This window comes from Mycobacterium paraintracellulare (assembly GCF_000276825.1).
Classification (GTDB): domain Bacteria; phylum Actinomycetota; class Actinomycetes; order Mycobacteriales; family Mycobacteriaceae; genus Mycobacterium; species Mycobacterium intracellulare.
Genome location: NC_016948.1, coordinates 4,823,959 through 4,840,664, shown reverse-complemented (window position 1 = coordinate 4,840,664; position 16,706 = coordinate 4,823,959). Strand labels below are relative to the sequence as shown.

General features: G+C 72.0%; 18 protein-coding genes. 6 read left to right on the top strand and 12 right to left on the bottom strand.

All coding sequences use genetic code 11. The features are described from left to right. Positions 1-14: 14 nt before the first annotated feature. Entirely contained in the window at positions 15-386 is a 372-nt protein-coding gene (locus tag OCQ_RS22485; protein WP_008261083.1) for a DUF4229 domain-containing protein, read from the top strand. Positions 387-390: 4 nt separating this feature from the next. On the opposite strand, the gene OCQ_RS22480 is transcribed toward OCQ_RS22485, so the two are convergent. Beyond that, positions 391-1,398 (bottom strand): beta-ketoacyl-ACP synthase III, encoded by a 1,008-nt coding sequence (locus tag OCQ_RS22480; RefSeq protein ID WP_008261082.1) that lies wholly within the window; start codon positions 1,396-1,398, stop codon positions 391-393. A gap of 82 nt (positions 1,399-1,480) precedes the next feature. Beyond that, positions 1,481-2,353: a 1,4-dihydroxy-2-naphthoate polyprenyltransferase gene (locus tag OCQ_RS22475; RefSeq protein WP_008261080.1), complete on the bottom strand. Its 873-nt coding sequence runs from the start codon at positions 2,351-2,353 to the stop codon at positions 1,481-1,483. 78 nt (positions 2,354-2,431) lie between these two features. On the opposite strand from OCQ_RS22475, the gene OCQ_RS22470 reads away from it, so the two are divergent. Next, complete coding sequence (locus OCQ_RS22470) at positions 2,432-3,208, top strand: S-methyl-5'-thioadenosine phosphorylase (RefSeq protein ID WP_014385852.1); 777 nt, start codon at positions 2,432-2,434, stop codon at positions 3,206-3,208. Continuing rightward, the gene (locus OCQ_RS22465) at positions 3,205-4,233 is read left to right on the top strand and encodes an NAD-dependent epimerase/dehydratase family protein (RefSeq protein ID WP_014385851.1); all 1,029 of its coding nucleotides are present in this window, start codon (positions 3,205-3,207) and stop codon (positions 4,231-4,233) included. Before OCQ_RS22470 ends, OCQ_RS22465 begins: the two co-directional genes overlap by 4 nt. A 4-nt stretch (positions 4,234-4,237) precedes the next feature. On the opposite strand, the gene OCQ_RS22460 is transcribed toward OCQ_RS22465, so the two are convergent. Continuing rightward, positions 4,238-5,947 carry a DUF7937 domain-containing protein gene (locus OCQ_RS22460; RefSeq protein ID WP_008261074.1) on the bottom strand — a complete coding sequence of 570 codons (1,710 nt, stop codon included), beginning with the start codon at positions 5,945-5,947 and terminating at the stop codon, positions 4,238-4,240. A gap of 306 nt (positions 5,948-6,253) precedes the next feature. Between OCQ_RS22460 and OCQ_RS22455 the strand changes: the two genes are divergently transcribed. From OCQ_RS22455 to OCQ_RS22445, 3 genes are read left to right on the top strand one after another with little or no spacing between them, the layout of a single operon-like run. Then, positions 6,254-7,945 (top strand): hypothetical protein, encoded by a 1,692-nt coding sequence (locus OCQ_RS22455; RefSeq protein ID WP_014385849.1) that lies wholly within the window; start codon positions 6,254-6,256, stop codon positions 7,943-7,945. 3 nt (positions 7,946-7,948) lie between these two features. After that, positions 7,949-8,611, top strand: a complete 663-nt coding sequence (locus tag OCQ_RS22450; protein WP_014385848.1) for a glycosyltransferase family 2 protein — start codon at positions 7,949-7,951, stop codon at positions 8,609-8,611. Continuing rightward, on the top strand, positions 8,608-9,273 hold the full coding sequence (locus OCQ_RS22445) for a TIGR04282 family arsenosugar biosynthesis glycosyltransferase (RefSeq protein ID WP_008261071.1): 666 nt from the start codon (positions 8,608-8,610) through the stop codon (positions 9,271-9,273). Before OCQ_RS22450 ends, OCQ_RS22445 begins: the two co-directional genes overlap by 4 nt. A 153-nt stretch (positions 9,274-9,426) precedes the next feature. Here the strand turns inward: OCQ_RS22445 and OCQ_RS22440 are convergent, their stop codons facing one another. From OCQ_RS22440 to OCQ_RS22400, 9 genes are all read right to left on the bottom strand, one after another. Next, positions 9,427-10,767: a hypothetical protein gene (locus tag OCQ_RS22440; protein ID WP_008261061.1), complete on the bottom strand. Its 1,341-nt coding sequence runs from the start codon at positions 10,765-10,767 to the stop codon at positions 9,427-9,429. A 35-nt stretch (positions 10,768-10,802) separates the two neighbouring features. Then, entirely contained in the window at positions 10,803-11,888 is a 1,086-nt protein-coding gene (menE, locus tag OCQ_RS22435; RefSeq protein WP_008261059.1) for an o-succinylbenzoate--CoA ligase, read from the bottom strand. Between the two features lie 68 nt (positions 11,889-11,956). After that, positions 11,957-12,259 carry a DUF3349 domain-containing protein gene (locus OCQ_RS22430; protein ID WP_008261050.1) on the bottom strand — a complete coding sequence of 101 codons (303 nt, stop codon included), beginning with the start codon at positions 12,257-12,259 and terminating at the stop codon, positions 11,957-11,959. Positions 12,260-12,315: 56 nt separating this feature from the next. Next, entirely contained in the window at positions 12,316-12,627 is a 312-nt protein-coding gene (locus OCQ_RS22425; RefSeq protein ID WP_008261049.1) for a hypothetical protein, read from the bottom strand. After that, positions 12,624-13,862 carry an inorganic phosphate transporter gene (locus tag OCQ_RS22420; RefSeq protein WP_008261048.1) on the bottom strand — a complete coding sequence of 413 codons (1,239 nt, stop codon included), beginning with the start codon at positions 13,860-13,862 and terminating at the stop codon, positions 12,624-12,626. Before OCQ_RS22420 ends, OCQ_RS22425 begins: the two co-directional genes overlap by 4 nt. Positions 13,863-13,959: 97 nt before the next feature. Then, positions 13,960-14,367 (bottom strand): VOC family protein, encoded by a 408-nt coding sequence (locus OCQ_RS22415; RefSeq protein ID WP_008261047.1) that lies wholly within the window; start codon positions 14,365-14,367, stop codon positions 13,960-13,962. A gap of 40 nt (positions 14,368-14,407) precedes the next feature. Continuing rightward, on the bottom strand, positions 14,408-15,304 hold the full coding sequence (locus OCQ_RS22410; protein ID WP_008261046.1) for an SDR family oxidoreductase: 897 nt from the start codon (positions 15,302-15,304) through the stop codon (positions 14,408-14,410). Between the two features lie 29 nt (positions 15,305-15,333). Next, positions 15,334-16,236 (bottom strand): 1,4-dihydroxy-2-naphthoyl-CoA synthase, encoded by a 903-nt coding sequence (locus OCQ_RS22405; RefSeq protein ID WP_008261045.1) that lies wholly within the window; start codon positions 16,234-16,236, stop codon positions 15,334-15,336. Positions 16,237-16,249: 13 nt separating this feature from the next. After that, on the bottom strand, positions 16,250-16,705 hold the full coding sequence (locus OCQ_RS22400) for a nitroreductase family deazaflavin-dependent oxidoreductase (protein ID WP_008261044.1): 456 nt from the start codon (positions 16,703-16,705) through the stop codon (positions 16,250-16,252). Position 16,706 lies beyond the last annotated feature (1 nt).

The window sequence follows — 16,706 nt, the reverse complement described above, 5'->3', positions numbered from 1 at the left end:
CGTAGGCTTTGGCTGTGTCACACGAAGGTAGCGACAACACCATCGGGGGCCCGGGAAACGGCGCGGGCGGCGAGAGCGCCGAAAACCACGTCGTCGTCCCCGTTTTGGCATACATGGCGGCGCGGTTGCTGCTGGCGGTCGTGCTCACCGCCGTGATCTATGGCGTCGCGCGGTTGGCGGGCATCACGCAGTTCCCCCTCGTGGTGGCCGCGCTGTTCGCGCTGATCATCGCGATGCCGCTGGGCATCTGGGTGTTCGGGCCGCTGCGCCGGCGCGCCACCGCGGCGCTGGCGATCGCCGGCGAACGGCGCCGACGGGAGCGCGAGCTGCTGCAGGCCCGGCTGCACGGGGACGCCCCGCCCGACGAGACGCGCGAGGACGGGTGAGGGCTCAGCCGTTGGGCAGCCGGACGACCTGGGCGGCATAGCTCAGGCCGGCGCCGTAACCGATCAGCAGGGCCAGGTCGCCGGCCTTGGCCGCCCCGGTCGCCAGCACCTCGGCCATGGCCAACGGGATGGACGCCGCCGAGGTGTTGCCGGTGTGCTCGATGTCGTTGGCGATCACCGCGTCCGGCCGCAACTCGAGGCTCTTGGCCAGAATCTCGTTGATTCGGCTGTTGGCCTGGTGCGGCACGAAGACGTCGATCTCGTCGGGCCGGATCCCCGCCGCGTCCATGGCCTGCTGGCCGACCTTGCCCATCTCGAAAGCCGCCCAGCGGAAGACCGCGCTGCCCTCGAGCCGCAGGAAGGGGCGCGGGCCGGTGGGATTCTCCAGGTAGTCGAGCCAGTCGATGTCCTGGCGGATGGCGCTGGCCTGGTTGCCGTCACTACCCCAGACGGTCGGCCCGATGCCCTGCGTGGGCGTCTCGCCCACCACCACGCCGGCCGCGCCGTCGGCGAAGATGAAGCAGTTGCTGCGGTCTTGCATGTCGATCGTGGGGGACAGCTTCTCCGAGCCCAGGACCAGCACCCTGGCGGCGGTCCCGCCGCGGATCATGTCGGCCGCGACGCCCAGCGCGTACCCGAACCCGGCGCAGCCCGCCGAGATGTCGAAGGCGGGCACGCCGGTGGCGCCCAGCGCCGCCGCGACCGCGGGGGCGCACGCGGGGGTCTGCAGGAGGTGGGTGCTGGTGGCCACGATGACGCAGTCGATGTCGGAGGCCTCGAGGGAGGCCTTGGCGATCGCCTCCCGCCCGGCCTCGGTCGCCATCGAGGCGGCGGATTCGTCGCGTGCGGCGAACCGGCGCGTCTTGATCCCGGTGCGCGAATAGATCCACTCGTCGGAGGAGTCGATGTTTTCGCAGAGCTCGTCGTTGGTCACCACGCGTTCGGGGCGGTATGACCCGACGCTGAGCAAGCCGATGTTGGTGGGCCCGCTGGTCGCGGAAATCTGCTTCATTGCGGTCCTTCGCTATCCCCGGGGCAGACGCAAAAGTACCCCACCAGCGCCGTTTTCGGGGGCCTTTGCCTCTGCTCGCACTCTAGGTACCTATCGCCAGCGCGGCCGCCACCGCGATCGCCCACACCACCATCGCCAGCCCGGTGTCGCGCAGCACCGGGATCAGCTCCGGGCCGCCGCGGCCCGATCGCACCGGGGCCATGGCGCGCAGGGCCAGCGGCGTGGCCACCAGTCCGGCGGCGCACCACGGGGTGGCCACCATGAGCGCCAGCGTCAGCACACCGGCGGTGCCCAGCAGCGCCTGATACAGGACGCGGGTGCGGGCGTCGCCCAACCGCACCGCGAGGGTGATCTTCCCCGACCGCGCGTCGGTGGGGATGTCGCGCAGGTTGTTGGCCACCAGCACCGACGACGACAGCGCCCCGACCGACACCGCCAGCAGCAGCCCCACCCAGTCCACCCGCAACGCCTGCGTGTACTGGGTGCCGAGCACGGCGACCAGCCCGAAGAACAGGAACACCGCGACCTCGCCAAAACCGGCGTAGCCGTAGGGTTTCGAGCCGCCGGTGTACAGCCACGCCCCGGCGATGCAGGCCGCGCCCACCGCGATCAGCCACGGCGCGCTGAACAGCGCCAGCACCACCCCGGCGAGCGCCCCGATCGTCAGGCTCGCGAGCGCGGCGCCCAGCACCGCCCGCGGGGCCGCCAGCCGCGAGCCGACCAGGCGCACCGGACCGGCCCGGTCGTCGTCGGTGCCGCGGATGCCGTCGGAGTAGTCGTTGGCGTAGTTGACGCCCACGGTCAGCGCGAGCGCTACGGCCAGCGCCAGCAGCGCCTTCCACCACACCGCGGATCCCAGCCAGGCCGCGGCGCCGGTGCCGGCGACGACCGGCGCCACCGCGTTGGGCAACGTCCGCGGCCGCGCACCCGAAACCCACTGCCCGAGATTGGCCACAACGTCATCCTGCCAGGATGCGGGCCGCCGCTCCCCAGGCCCCGCGATCACCGCGTGGTCATGCACCACAATGGTCGGATGCTCGGAGTCATCGGCGGCAGCGGCTTCTACACCTTCTTCGGATCCGACGCCGACGACGTCACGGTCGACACCCCCTACGGAGCGCCCAGCGCCCCGGTCACCGTGGGCGCCATCGAGGGACACGACGTCGCCTTCCTGCCCCGCCACGGCGCCAAGCACGAATTCTCCGCGCACACCGTTCCCTACCGGGCCAACATGTGGGCCCTGCGCAAACTCGGCGTGCGGCGGGTGCTCGCGCCGTGCGCGGTCGGCAGCCTCAAACCCGAACTCGGCCCGGGCTCCATCGTGGTGCCCGATCAGCTGGTCGACCGCACCCGGGGCCGCGCCGACACCTATTTCGACTCCGGCGGGATCCACGTCGACTTCGCCGATCCGTACTGCCCGACGCTGCGCGCGGCGGTCACCGACCTCCCCGGCGTGGTCGACGGCGGCACCATGGTGGTGATCCAGGGGCCGCGCTTTTCCACCCGCGCCGAAAGCCGGTGGTTCGCCTCCGCCGGGTTCTCGCTGGTGAACATGACCGGATACCCGGAGGCCGTGCTCGCTAGGGAGCTCGAAATCTGTTACGCGGCAATCGCTTTGGTGACCGACCTGGACGCCGGCGTGAGCGCCGGGGAGGGCGTGCGGACCGTCGACGTGTTCGCCGAATTCGAACGCAACATCGGGCCGTTCAAGGCGTTGGTGCGCGCGGCCATCGGCCGGGTCGCCGCCGACCGCACCTGCACCACCTGCCTGCCGCACACCGGGGTGACGCTGCCCATCGAGCTGCCATGAGGGTGTTGTTGACCGGCGCGGCCGGGTTCATCGGCGCGCGGGTGGGCGCCGCGCTGCGCGCCGCCGGCCACGACGTCGTCGCCGTCGATGTCCTGCTGCCCGCCGCGCACGGCCCGAACCCGGTGTTGCCGAAGGGATGTCAGCGCGTCGACGTGCGCGACGCCGACGCGCTGGCCCCGCTCCTGGACGGCGTGGACGCGGTGTGCCATCAGGCGGCGATGGTGGGCGCCGGCGTGGACGCCGCCGACGCGCCCGCCTACGGCGGCCACAACGACCTGGCCACCACGGTGCTGCTGGCGCAGATGTTCGCCGCCGGGGTGCGGCGCCTGGTGCTGGCGTCCTCGATGGTCGTCTACGGGCAGGGGAACTATCACTGCCGCCGGCACGGGCGCGTGGACCCGCTGCCGCGCCGGGGCGCGGACCTCGACGCCGGGGCCTTCGAGCACCGGTGCCCGGTCGGCGGGGAGGAGTTGGCGTGGTGCCTCGTCGACGAGGACGCCTGCCTGCGCCCCCGCAGCCTGTACGCGGCCAGCAAGACCGCGCAGGAGCATTACGCGCTGGCCTGGTCGGAGGCCACCGGCGGCTCGGTGGTGGCGCTGCGCTACCACAACGTCTACGGCCCCGGCATGCCGCGCGACACCCCGTATTCGGGCGTGGCGGCGATCTTCCGGTCTTCGCTGGAAAAGGGCGAGCCGCCAAGGGTTTTCGAGGACGGCGGCCAGATGCGTGACTTCGTGCACGTCGATGACGTGGCCGCCGCCAACGTCGCGGCGCTAGCGCACGACGACGGTTTTCTCGCGGCCAATGTCTGCTCGGGGCAGCCGATTTCGATCTTCGAGGTGGCCGCGGCGCTGTGCGACGCGCGGGGCGGTTCACTGTCGCCGGTGGTCACCGGTGAATATCGCAGCGGCGACGTGCGCCACATCGTCGCCGACCCGTCCCGGGCGGCCGAGGTGCTGGGGTTTAGCGCTTCGGTCTTACCGGGTGACGGGTTGCGCGAGTTCGCGTTCGCGCCCCTTCGGTAAACCCCTACGTTTGCGGCGGGCGGAAGATCTGGGGCCCCCGCACCGGTATCTGCCGCGTGCCGGAGTCGTCGCCGCGAAAGATCCGGGGCGAGCCGGCCAGCGGCGGGATCTCCGCGGTGGGCGGGTCGCTCTCCGCGCCGGGCCCCCCGGTGGGCATGCGGGTGGTGGCCGCGGCCGACGGCCCGGCGGCCTGGCCCACGCGGACCCGGGTGGTCGGCGCCGCCGCATTCGCGTCGGCCGCGCGCTTGCGGGCGGCGCGGCGAGCCAGGCGCCGCCCGTGCAGTTGCCCGGCCACGACGGCGGCCGCCAGGATGCCCAGCGCCAGCCCGCACAGCGTCACGTCGAAGGTGCTGGTGATCTGCTGGGCGAGGTCGTTGCCGTAGACAGGTTGCTGCGCGGGCGAATTGGGCGAGTCGGCGAACCGCGGCGCCAGCGCGACGCCGACGATCACGCGGGCGACGCTGAGGGCGGCGACGAGCCCGCACAGCGACGTGACCAGTCGCGCCGAGATTCCGGCCAGGCGGCGGCGCAGCCAGATCGCCAGGGCCGCGGTCACCAGGTCGAACGCGGCCAGCACCACGCTGTCGTACCCGGAGAACGGATAGTTCAAGGCGATGCCGACGACAAGGTCGGTGAGCCGCATCGCGATCGACCCCACGGCCCAGACGGCGATGAGCAGCAAGCCATTTCGGGTCGTGGACCGCCACGCGGATTCCTCCGCCGGCGACGGGTTGCGGTGACCGAACAGGGCCCGCGGCGCGAAGATGGCCGCCCCGGCCGCCCAGGCGAGGTAACCCTCGAACCCGACCCCGGCGGTCGAGGTGTTCTGGGCGATGCCGTGGAACGCATCGAGGTCGCGGCCGACGGGCAGGATCCACACCAGGATCCCCGCGGCCAATGCCGACGCACCCAGTGCGACGGTGGTCAGCCGGCTCGCCCGGGTGCGCTGCAGCAGCCACCTGGACGCGACCAGGACCGCGACCAGCGCCACCACCCCGTACACCACCGCCGTGGCGATCACCGCGATGTTCTGCTTGCCGAATTCCGCCGCGCCGTTAGTGCTTTGCAGCGCGTAGCGCACCCGCCAGTACAGGTTGAACCCGAAGCTGAGCACCGCCGCGAGCATCGACAGCGCGCCGATCATCCGGGCGGAGCGATGCCAGCCCGTGTACTCGTCGTCGGCCGGGATCGGCCCGGCCGGCACCGCCTGGGCGCTGAGCAGCGAGCCGGCGACGCCGACCCACGCCCCGGGCCCCACCCCGCCGGGCACGGTGACCGTGCCCCCGAACCGGACGGTCTCGTACGCGTCGAACGCGATGACGGCGAGCACCAGCAGCAGATAGGGGGCGTTGAGCGCCAACCGAAGCCGCGCCGCGGACGCCGGGTTGAACCGCTCGCCGCCCGACCGCCAGGAACCGGCCACCGCGACGGCGGCGACGGCGAGCACCGTCACAGCGAGCAGCACCGCGAACAGGGCCGGACTGCTGTCGGGAATCCCGACACCGAAGTACAGATTCCACGGCAAGAACACGGCGAGCACCAACAGCACCACCGCGGTCGCGTCGCTGACGATGGCCCGGCGCCGTCCCGTGCCCGCGGCAACGGGTGTCGTGCCGCCGGTGGCGTGCGGGCGGATGATGCGGGGCGCGGGCGCCTGCTGGGCCCGGGCCCCGATGGGGCCGGTTGGCGTGTCGTCGCTGCTCTGGCTCACCATGCCCCCCGGGATTCAAGGACGACTACTTTCGGCGCAGCTGCCGGTGTCCGGCGGGGGAATGCCCTGCCGAGCCACATGCACCGCTCGCTTGCGAACATATTCTCCGTTCGGCTGCCGTGGCAGTGGCTGGGACGGGCCGCTGGGCGGAGGCGATTCCGCGGCGACCGTCCTGTCCTTCGAAAAGCTGGTTACGCTGCGCTAGTGGCGAACCTTGTCGCCGAATGACTGATACTGCCGACGGTATCGCAAGTGTAATGATGCCGGGACATTGCTGGTGCGGGGTGGCCAGGGTGAAGGAGAAGCGGGATGGACGTCGTTTTGGGGGTCGCGGTCACCGGTCCCGTCGCCCGCCTGGCGCTCCTGGGGTCGGGCGCCCAGGGCACCGACGTGATCGACCAATCCGTCATCGATCTCGCCGACAACCCGCTCGGCACGCTCACCGAGACCGTGGTCGGAACCAATCGCTTGTTGGCCGACGAGAACCACCGGTTGGTCGGCACGCGCCTGTGCTGGTCCGACGAGCCACGGGCTGACGAGCTGCGGCGGGCGCTGGAGGACTCCGGCGTTCACAACGTCGCGGTGCTCTCGGAGTCGCAGGCCGTCGCCGCCCTCATGCGGGCGGCCGGGCGGCCCGGCGCCGCGCTCGTGATGGACGACGCGACGGCCACCCTGTCGGTGGTGGGCCCGGACGCCGGGGACCCCGACGCGCCGCCGACCGTGTTGGCCAGCCAGCCGCTGACCGGCGCCACGGGCCCGGACGCTACCGCCGCGTTCCAGACGATGATGGCGAACCTCGGCACGCATCCCGACGCGCCGGGGGAGGTGTATCTGCTCGGCGCCTCGCCCGACCTCAACCGGGTCGCCGACGAATTGCGCGACGCGTCCACCATGCGGGTGCAGGTCGCCGAGGACCCCACGTTTGCGCTCGCGCGCGGCGCCGCGATCGCCGCGGCGGCGGCGTCCGCGCCGGATGCGACGGCCATGGCGCCGGCCGTCGGCCTGACCGGTGACGCGACCGCGATGGCCCCCGCCGCCGGCCTCACCGGGGACGAGACGACGGTCGTGCCCGCGCCGGACGCCGAGGAGCCGCAGCTGGCGTACTCGATGGCCGACGAGGGCGGGGTCTATCCGGGCGAGATGGACGAGTACGACCCCGAATTCGACGACTACGACTACGGCCCGGAGTTCGGCGACGACGCCGAGGCCGGCGAGGACGCGCCGACGAAGCTGTCGCGGCGGTCGCTGGTGATCGGCAACGCCGTCATCGCCTTCGCGGTCATCGGATTAGCGTCGCTGGCCACCGCGATCGCGGTGGCCGTCCGCCCGACCGCCGCCCAGCAGCCGGTGGTGGGCGTGCAGAACGGCACCCCGGGCAAATTCATGCCGATCTTGCCGAGCCAGCAGCAGGCGCCGCTGCCCCCACCCCCGCCCGAGGCGCCCAACGCCGGGTTCCAGGGCGGCACCGTCCCGGCTCCCGAACACGTCGCGCCCCCGTCCGGAGGCGGCCCGCAGGTCGCTCCCGTTCCCGAGGCGCCGAGCAACCCCGGTGTCGTGCCCAACCCCGATCCGGGTTGGGCGCCGCGGCCGAATCCTATTGTGCCGGTTCCTATTCCGATTCCCATTCCGATCCCGGGGTGGCAACCGCCCTACAACCCGCCGTACAACCCGACGACGCCCTACACGCCGCCGACCATCACGACGTCCCAGCCGCCGACGACGACGTATTCGCCCCCGACGACGACGTATTCGCCGCCGACGACGACGTACTCGCCGCCGACGACGACGTATTCGCCCCCGACGACCACGTATTCGCCCCCGACGACGACGTATTCACCCCCGACGACCACGCACGCACCCCCGACGACGACGTATGCGCCGCCGAGCACCAAGGCGACCACCCAACCGCCGGTGCAGACGCACACCCAGCAGACCGCGCCGCCGACGCACTCGCAGCAGCCGCTGTTCCCGCAGGAGCCCCGCACGCACCGCGGGTTCTGACGCGTGCCCGGCGCCGACGGCCTGGTCACGGTGGTCCTGCCGTGCCTCAACGAGGAGGAGTCGCTGCCGGCCGTGCTGGCCGCCATCCCGGCCGGCTACCGGGCGCTGGTGGTCGACAACAACAGCACCGACGACACCGCCGGCGTCGCGGCGCGCCACGGCGCCCGGGTCGTCGCCGAACCACGGGCCGGGTACGGCGCCGCCGTGCACGCGGGCGTGATGGCCGCGACGACCCCGATCGTGGCGGTCATCGACGCCGACGGCTCGATAGACGGCGCCGACCTGCCGCGGCTGGTCGCCGCGCTCGAGCAGGGCGCCGACCTGGTGACCGGCCGGCGCCGGCCGGTGCCCGGCCTGCACTGGCCGTGGGTGGCCCGCATCGGGACCGTCGTCATGAGCTGGCGGCTGCGCACCCGCCACGGCCTGCCGGTGCACGACATCGCGCCCATGCGAGTGGCCCGGCGCGAGGCGCTGTTGGCGCTGGGCGTCGCCGACCGCCGATCCGGTTATCCGCTCGAGCTTTTGGTGCGCGCCGCGGCCGCCGGCTGGCGCGTCGTCGAACTCGACGTCAGCTACGGCCCGCGCACGGGCGGCAAGTCGAAGGTCAGCGGATCGCTGCGCGGCAGCATCACCGCGATCCTCGACTTCTGGAAGGTGATCTCGTGACCGCCCTGCCGGTGACGCTGCTGGTGGTCGCCAAAGCGCCCGAGCCGGGCCGGGCCAAGACGCGGCTCGCGGCGAGCGTCGGCGACCGCGTCGCCGCCGAGATCGCCGCCGCCGCACTGCTCGACACGCTGGACGCCGTGGCCGACGCGCCGGTGGCGGCGCGGGTCGTCGCCCTCACCGGGGACCTCGGCCGCGCCGCGAGCGCCGCCGATATCCGGCGGCGACTGGCGTCCTTCACCGTGATCGCCCAGCGCGGCGACGATTTCGCCGCACGCCTCGCCAACGCGCACGCCGACGCCTCGTCGGACGGGCTGCCGGTGCTGCAGATCGGGATGGACACCCCCCAGGTCACCGCCGAGCTGTTGACCGGCTGCGCGCGCCGGCTGCTCGAGGCGCCGGCCGTGCTCGGGCCGGCCCGCGACGGCGGCTGGTGGGTGCTGGGCGTGGGCGCACCGGCGATGGCCCAGTGCCTGCGCACCGTACCGATGTCGGCGCCCGACACCGGGGAACTGACGTTGAAGGCGTTGCGCGACACGGGCATCGACGTCGCGACGGTGCAGACGCTGGCCGACGTCGACGTCGTCGACGACGTCGCCGCGGTGCGCGAGGCCTGCGGGCCCGACAGCCGCTTCGCGCGGATCACCCGCGCGGCCGGCCTGTGAGCGCGGAATCGGCGGTGCGTCTGGCGCTTTGAGTGTGAATCGTTGGATTTGGGAGTGCAGCCAGGGCGGAGAAATCGCTGAAATCCCGCCGCTCGTTCACACTCAAAGCCCAGGATTCACACTCGTTGCCCTCAGCTCACACTCGTACCGGACCTACCAGTTCGTCAGGATGATCGTGTTGAGCGCAATCGCGCCGGCGGCGTTGAGCGCCAACCAGATCCGGTGCGAGCGCACCGGCAGCAGCGCGGTCGCCGCGGTGAGCCAGATGGTGAACGGCAACCAGATGCGTTCCACCTCGGCCTTGCTGAGCATGCTCAGGTCCGCGCACACGACGGCGGCCAGCACGCCCAACAACAGCAGGTGAAAACCGGAGCGGCGACGGACGGCGGCCCCGTCGAACACCCGCCCGAGCCCGGCGACGCCGCCCAGCCCGATCGCGCACACCACGCACGCCAGGTTGGCCCAGCTCCAGTACTGAAACGGCCGGTCCTTGGCGATGCCCTGCCAATAGCGTTGCTGCACAAGGTGATAGCCGTCGAACCAATAGAACCCGGCGACGGCGAAGGCCACCGCCACCCCGATCGCGGCCAGCGCCGCCGGACCGAGCGCCCGCAGGATCGCCCTCCAGTCCGCCGCGGACGCCAGCACCGCCGCCGCCGGCAGCCCCATCAGCATCAGGCCGTAGTTGCAGAACACTCCCCAGCCCAGCAGCAGCCCGGCCGCGGCGGCGGTCAGGGCGGGGAACCGGACCGGGCGGTGCACCGCCACGGCCAGCAGCGCGATGCCCCACGCGGCCACGCCGGCGAAGTATCCGTCGGCGGAGACGGCCACCCAGATCGCCGTCGGCGCCAGCGCCACGAACGGGGCTACCCGCCGCGCGGTGGACTCGTCGGCCAGCGCGCGCACGCCGACCACCACCGCGGCGGCGGCGCTCGAGCCGGCCAGCAGGCACAGCAGCCCGGCCCAGGCGCCGCCGTGCAGACCGATCCGGTCCAGCCAGACGAACGTCAGCAGCGCCCCGGGCGGATGCCCCGACACGTGGGTGGTCCACGAATGCGGTTGGTAGTCCACGATCCGGCCGGCGAACGTGCGCAGCGTGGCTGGAATGTCGGTGACGCCCGGCACCTGCGACAGGTATTCGTCCCGGGTGGTCAGCCGGCCGGCGAAGCCGCGCTGCCAGCCGTCGATCATCGCCAGCGCGAACGCCCACCCGCCGGCGACGGCCCAGCTGCCCAGCGTCAGCGCCCGCCACGAAAGTCGTTGCGCCAGAGTCGGTCCCCACGCGACGACGACGACGGCGAGGGCAATGGCCGGGCCGGTGCCCCAGCCGGCGTGGATCAGCCACTCGCCGAAGATCGGCGCCGAGCCGGCGTGGGTGGCGAACTTTTCCGCCCCGACATCCAGGCGCGGCCGGACCCCCAGGTTCATCCGCGGCAGCACGAACGCCGCCGCCACCAGCGCCGCGCCGATCGACACCGCGACGGCGTCGCGCACCGCCTGCCGTCGACCCCGCCTCACGGACGCACAGCCTATTGATCGCTCGCGCCGGCGAAGCGGCGCACCAGCGCCGCGCGGTCGACCTTGCCGATGCCGCGGCGCGGCAGCGCGTCGACGACGTGCACCTCGCGCGGCGCCGCGGTGGCGTCCAGGGCGCGCGTCACGTGCGCGCGCAGCGCCTCCACAGTCGGCGCCACGCGGCCGTCGTGCACCACGATCGCGGCGACCACCCGCTGCCCGAGGCGTTCGTCGGCCACCCCGAACACCGCGCAATCGCGGACGGCCGGGTGGCTGCACAGCGCCGCCTCGACCGGCTGCGGCAACACCGTCAGCCCGCCGGTGCTGATCGCGTCGTCGGCGCGGCCCAGGACCGTCAGCACGCCCGCGCCGTCGATGGCGCCGAGGTCGTCGGTCACGAACCAGCCGGGCTCGGCGAACGGGTCGGGGTCGATGGGGTCGCGGTAGCCCTTGGCCACCGTCGCGCCCCCGATGACGATGCGCCCGTCGGCCACCCTCAGCCGCACCCCGGCCAGCGGGACGCCGTCGTAGACGCACCCGCCGGCGGTCTCACTCATGCCGTAGGTGCGCACGACGGTGATTCCGGCCGTGGCCGCGGCGTCCAGGACCGGACGCGGCGCGGGCCCGCCGCCGAGCAGCACGGCGTCGAGTTCGGCGAGGGCGGCCGCGGCCGCCGGGTCGGCGAGCGCCTTGGCCAACTGCGCGGCGACCAGCGAGGTGTACCGCCTGCCGGGGCCCAAAGCGCCGATGGCCCTGGGCAATTCGGTTTCATCGAAGCCGCCGGTGACATCCATCTCGACCGGCGACGTGCCGGCGAGCAGGCTGCGGACCAGCACCTGCACCCCGGCGATGTGGTGTGGCGGCAGGGCGAGCAGCCAGCTGCCCGGGCCGCCCAGGCGGTCATGGGTGGCCGCGGCGCTGGCCCGCAGGGCGGCCGCTGTCAGCAGGGCGCCCTTCGGGTTGCCGGTGGTGCCCGACGTCGCCGCCACCAGGGCCACGTCGTCGTCGATGGTTTCCCCGACGCGCAGCCCCGCCCGCAGCGCCGCCGACTCGCGATCGTCGCCGACGGCTACCAGCGCCGGGTCGCGTCCCTCCAGCACGCCCGCCAGGGCGGGCAGCAGCGTCTCGGCCGCCGCGCCCGGCGGGACGTGCAGCGCGCGCAGTACGGCTATGCCGGATCCCCGGCCTGATCGGCGTCGTCGAAGGGCCAGCCCTGGGCCGCCAGCCGCACCCGTACCCGCTCGACGTCCTGCGGCGACGGCAGCTCGTCGGTGATCTGGGTGATCAGCACGCCGATGTCGACGTCGTCGAACTCGCCGCGCCGAACCAGCTCGCACGCCACGGCCTTGGCTTCGTCGTTGGACAGCCGGCGGGCCAGCAGCGCGAGCACCGGGAACGTGTCGGTGGGTGGCACGCCCTCGGGGTAGCCCGCGCGGAGCCACGAGACGATGGAATTGAGAAATCCGTTCACGCGGATACAGCTCTCCCCGGCGTCCGGTTCGCCGACTCGATGGGCATCAAACGATGCTACTTGGGTTTCGCTCCAAGCAGCGGATAGCCGGTGTGATGGGCGATGAAATCGCGGGCAATGTAGAGCAACGCCAGCGCGATCACCGCGATGACCAGCGCGTAGATGCTCCACGCCAACGCAGTCAGCATCGGGTTGCGCCGCGGGGCGGAGCCGTTGCTGGCGCCGTCCAGACTGATGTCGCCCGCCCCCGCGGACTGCAGCCGGATCCCGAGGGCGAACAGCCCCGGCAGGGCGGCGCCGGCCAGCATCGCGAAGACCAGAATCTTCAGGCTCGCCTGGTAGTTGAACCAGTCGCCGATGTGGCTCATGAGGCGTTGGCTTTCAGCGACGGGTCGTCGGAGTCGTACCGGGCGGACACGCCGCCGAGCGTGGGTCCGTCATCGCCGGGCGGCGGCTGGTCGGCGGCCTGCAGCCCGCTGGTCAGATCGCCCTTCCATTCGGCGTTGACGTTGTGGTGGTCGACCTTGACCCTGCGCGACCGGAGGTAGATGGTGGCCGAGACCGCGACCAGCAGCGCGAAACCGGTGATCGCCCCCGGGTAGCCGCCGATCAGGTGCACGATGCCGTAGGTGAAGGCGCCGACCAGCCCCGCCAGCGGGAGGGTGACCAGCCAGGCGACCCCCATGCGGCCGGCGACGCCCCAGCGGACCTCGCCGCCGGGCTTGCCCAGCCCGCTGCCCAGCACCGAACCCGTGCACACCTGGGTGGTCGACAGCGCGTAGCCGAAGTGGGCCGACAGCAGGATCACCGCGGCCGAGGAGGATTCGGCGGCCATGCCCTGCGGCGACTGGATCTCGACCAGGCCCTTGCCCAGCGTGCGGATGATGCGCCACCCGCCGAGGTAGGTGCCGGTCGCCATGGCCAGCGCGCAGCTCACGATGACCCACAGCGGCGGCATGGTGGCGGTCTTGCTGACCGAGCCGTAGGAGATGAGCGCCAGGAAGATGATGCCCATCGTCTTCTGTGCGTCGTTGGTGCCGTGGGCGAGCGAGACCAGCGACGCCGAACCGATCTGGCCGCGCCGGAAACCGGCCTCCGTGCGGGCCTTCGGCACGCCGCGGGTGATCCGGTAGACCAGCCAGGTGGCGACCGCGCCGATCGCGATGGCCAGGATCGCCGACACGACGGCCGGGATGATGGCCTTGGAGATCACGCCCTTCCAGATCACGCCGTGCGCGCCGACGGCAGCGATCGTGGCGCCGACGATGCCGCCGATCAGGGCGTGCGACGAACTCGAGGGGATGCCGAGCAGCCAGGTCAGCAGGTTCCAGACGACGCCGCCGACCAGGCCGGCGAACACCAGCTCCAGCGTCACGATGTTGGAGTCGATGAGGCCCTTGGCGATCGTGGCGGCGACGGCGGTGGACATGAACGCGCCCACCAGATTCAGTACCGCCGAGAGCAGAACCGCCGTTTTGGGCTTGAGCGCGCCACTGGCGATCGAGGTCGCCATCGCGTTGCCCGTGTCATGAAAGCCGTTGGTGAAATCGAAAGCCAGTGCCGTGATTACGACAATGATCAAGAGGAACAATTGGATGTTCACAGGGCCTGATTCTGGTGGTAGGGGCAATCCATTGTCGAATGCGGCATGACATGAAACGCGGGTGTACCTTGAGTCGTCGCCAGATGTTACCTCTCAGTTAACCGGAATTTCCCTGCCGTTCACCTCGGGTGTCGCGGCGCAACGGGTGGTCCGGGGGGATCTGGATGAAAATGAGCGTGATGCCGTCGGGGTCGAGCACGTGCATCTCGTGCAGGCCCCAGGGTTCCTGACGCGCCTCGCGGGCGATCGACACGCCGCGGCCGCGTAGCTCGGCCTGGGTCGCCTCGAGGTCGCGGACCTGCAGCCACAGCGCGCCCGGGAACGGGCCGCGGGAATGGTCCGGGGAGCCGTACCCGGCCAGCTCCAGCAGCGACTGCCCGGCGAAAAACACTGTGCCGCCGCCGTATTCACGCGCTATCGCCAGGCCGATCTCGTCGCGGTAGAAGGCCAGGGACCGCTGGTAGTCCGCGGGCCGGAGCAGCATCCGGCTGGCCAGGATCTCCATAACTCGTGTCTATCACACGGGCCCGATCGCGCCGGTCCGGTCAGCGGTCGCCCTTGCGATTGGGCTGGATGCTCTGGCGCTGCATGACGGCGTTGACCCAGCGGGGGCCAAAGGTGTCCAGCGCCTTGGCCGCGATCGCCATGCGCGGCGCGATGCGCACCGGGCGGGTGCGGGCGGCGGTGATCATCCACTCGCCGGCCTCTTCCGGCGTCAGCGCCGGCACGCCCTCGTAGGCCTTCGTGGGCGCGATCATCGGGGTGGCCACCAGGGGGTAGTACAGCGCCGTGGAGTGCACACCCCGCTCGCCCCACTCCGTTTCGATGACCCGGCTCACGGTCGACAGCGCGGCCTTCGACGCGTTGTACACCGAGAACAGCGGCGACGCCTCCGAGAGCACCCCCCACGTCGAGACGTTGATGATGTGGCCGTCGCCGCGTTCGATCATTCCCGGCGCCAGGCCGCGGATCAGCCGCAACGGCGCGTAGTAGTTGAGCACCATGGTCCGTTCGACGTCGTGCCAGCGCTCCAGCGACTCGGCCAGCGGCCGGCGGATGGACCGGCCGGCGTTGTTGATCAGGATGTCGACGCCGCCGAGCCGCTTCTCGACGTCGGCGACCAGCGCGTCGACGGCGTCCATGTCCGAGACGTCGCAGGCGATCGCCGTGGCGTCACCGCCCGCCGTGGTGATCCGCTCGGCCAGTGCGTCCAGCAGCTCCTGGCGACGGGCCACGACGACCACCGTGGCCCCCTCGCGGGCGAACTGCTCGGCGGCGGCCTCGCCGATGCCCGACGACGCCCCGGTGAGCAGGATGCGCTTGCCCGCCAGCTCGATCGGCTTGATCAGCGGCCGGTTGACCAGCACCTGCGGGGCCATCGGCGGTCGCATGGTGGCCAGCACCAGCTGGTCGGTGAACCGGCGAAGCGGACTCTTGCTCACGGGACGCGAGTCTAGGCGGGCGGGCGGGCTCAGAAGTACCGGGGAAACCGGCTCCAGTCGGGGTCGCGCTTTTCCAGGAAGGCGTCGCGGCCCTCGACGGCCTCGTCGGTCATGTAGGCCAGCCGGGTGGCCTCGCCCGCGAACAGCTGCTGGCCCACCAGGCCGTCGTCGAGCAGGTTGAACGCGAACTTCAGCATGCGTTGCGCCTGAGGGGATTTGGCGTTGATCTCGCGCGCCCATGCGATGGCTTCGGATTCCAGCTCGGCATGGTCGACGACGGCGTTGACCGCGCCCATGTGGTGCATCTGCTCGGCGGTGTAGGCCCGGCCCAGAAAGAAGATCTCGCGGGCGAACTTCTGGCCCACCTGGCGGGCCAGGTAGGCGCTGCCGTAGCCGCCGTCGAAGCTGCCGACGTCGGCGTCGGTCTGCTTGAAGCGGGCGTGCTCGCGGCTGGCCAGGGTGAGGTCGCAGACCACGTGCAGGCTGTGCCCGCCGCCGGCCGCCCACCCGTTGACCAGGCAGATGACCACCTTGGGCATGAACCGGATCAGCCGCTGCACCTCGAGGATGTGCAGCCGTCCGGCCCGGGCGGGGTCGACGGTGTCGGCGGTCTCGCCGCTGGCGTACTGGTAGCCGCTGCGCCCGCGGATGCGCTGATCGCCGCCGGAGCAGAACGCCCAGCCGCCGTCCTTGGGCGAGGGGCCGTTGCCGGTCAGCAACACCACGCCGACTCCCGCGGACATCCGGGCGTGGTCGAGCACCCGGTAGAGCTCGTCGACGGTGTGCGGCCGGAACGCGTTGCGCACCTCGGGCCGGTCGAACGCCACCCGCACCGTGGCGTCGTCGACGTGCCGGTGATAGGTGATGTCGGTCAGGTCGCCGAAGCCCTCAACGGGACGCCACTGGTCGGCATCAAACGGGTTGTCACTCAACGTCTTTGAACTCCTATGCCGGGTCCAGCCGGAATACCGGACACACGCCGGCCAGCGCCTCGAACTCTTCGGGGCGGCCGTCGGTGACCAACCCCGAGCGCTTCATGAAGCCGACCCCGGTGGGCACCTCGGTGGGAAACGCCCGCAGGAACGGGCGCGCCACGTCGGCGGGCAGCTCCACCATCCTCACCCGCTCGCGGTGCCGGCCGCGGGCCAGCGTCGCGTGCTCGGCGGCGCGGACGTTGCGGATCCAATCCGCGCCCGGAAACCCGCCCACCACATAGCGTTTGCCGTCCACCGTCATCGGTGTCACCGGCGTCGACCGTGGCGTGCCGGACTTGCGGCCCGGCACGGTCAACACCACCGGGCTTTCACCGCCGAAGCTGAGGCCCAGCCGGGAGAGCTGAATGAACACCTTGTTCGCCGGCTTCAGCCACCAGGGCGGCTTGAGCCCGTCAGCGCGTGCCATG

Excerpts from the sequence above, each read along its gene's own strand:
- OCQ_RS22470 (WP_014385852.1), top strand. The coding sequence starts at position 2,432 with ATGCTCGGAGTCATCGGCGGCAGCGGCTTCTACACCTTCTTCGGATCC.
- OCQ_RS22425 (WP_008261049.1), bottom strand. The coding sequence starts at position 12,627 with ATGAGCCACATCGGCGACTGGTTCAACTACCAGGCGAGCCTGAAGATT.
- OCQ_RS22480 (WP_008261082.1), bottom strand. The coding sequence starts at position 1,398 with ATGAAGCAGATTTCCGCGACCAGCGGGCCCACCAACATCGGCTTGCTC.
- OCQ_RS22465 (WP_014385851.1), top strand. The coding sequence starts at position 3,205 with ATGAGGGTGTTGTTGACCGGCGCGGCCGGGTTCATCGGCGCGCGGGTG.
- OCQ_RS22400 (WP_008261044.1), bottom strand. The coding sequence starts at position 16,705 with ATGGCACGCGCTGACGGGCTCAAGCCGCCCTGGTGGCTGAAGCCGGCG.
- OCQ_RS22460 (WP_008261074.1), bottom strand. The coding sequence starts at position 5,947 with ATGGTGAGCCAGAGCAGCGACGACACGCCAACCGGCCCCATCGGGGCC.
- OCQ_RS22455 (WP_014385849.1), top strand. The coding sequence starts at position 6,254 with ATGGACGTCGTTTTGGGGGTCGCGGTCACCGGTCCCGTCGCCCGCCTG.
- OCQ_RS22415 (WP_008261047.1), bottom strand. The coding sequence starts at position 14,367 with ATGGAGATCCTGGCCAGCCGGATGCTGCTCCGGCCCGCGGACTACCAG.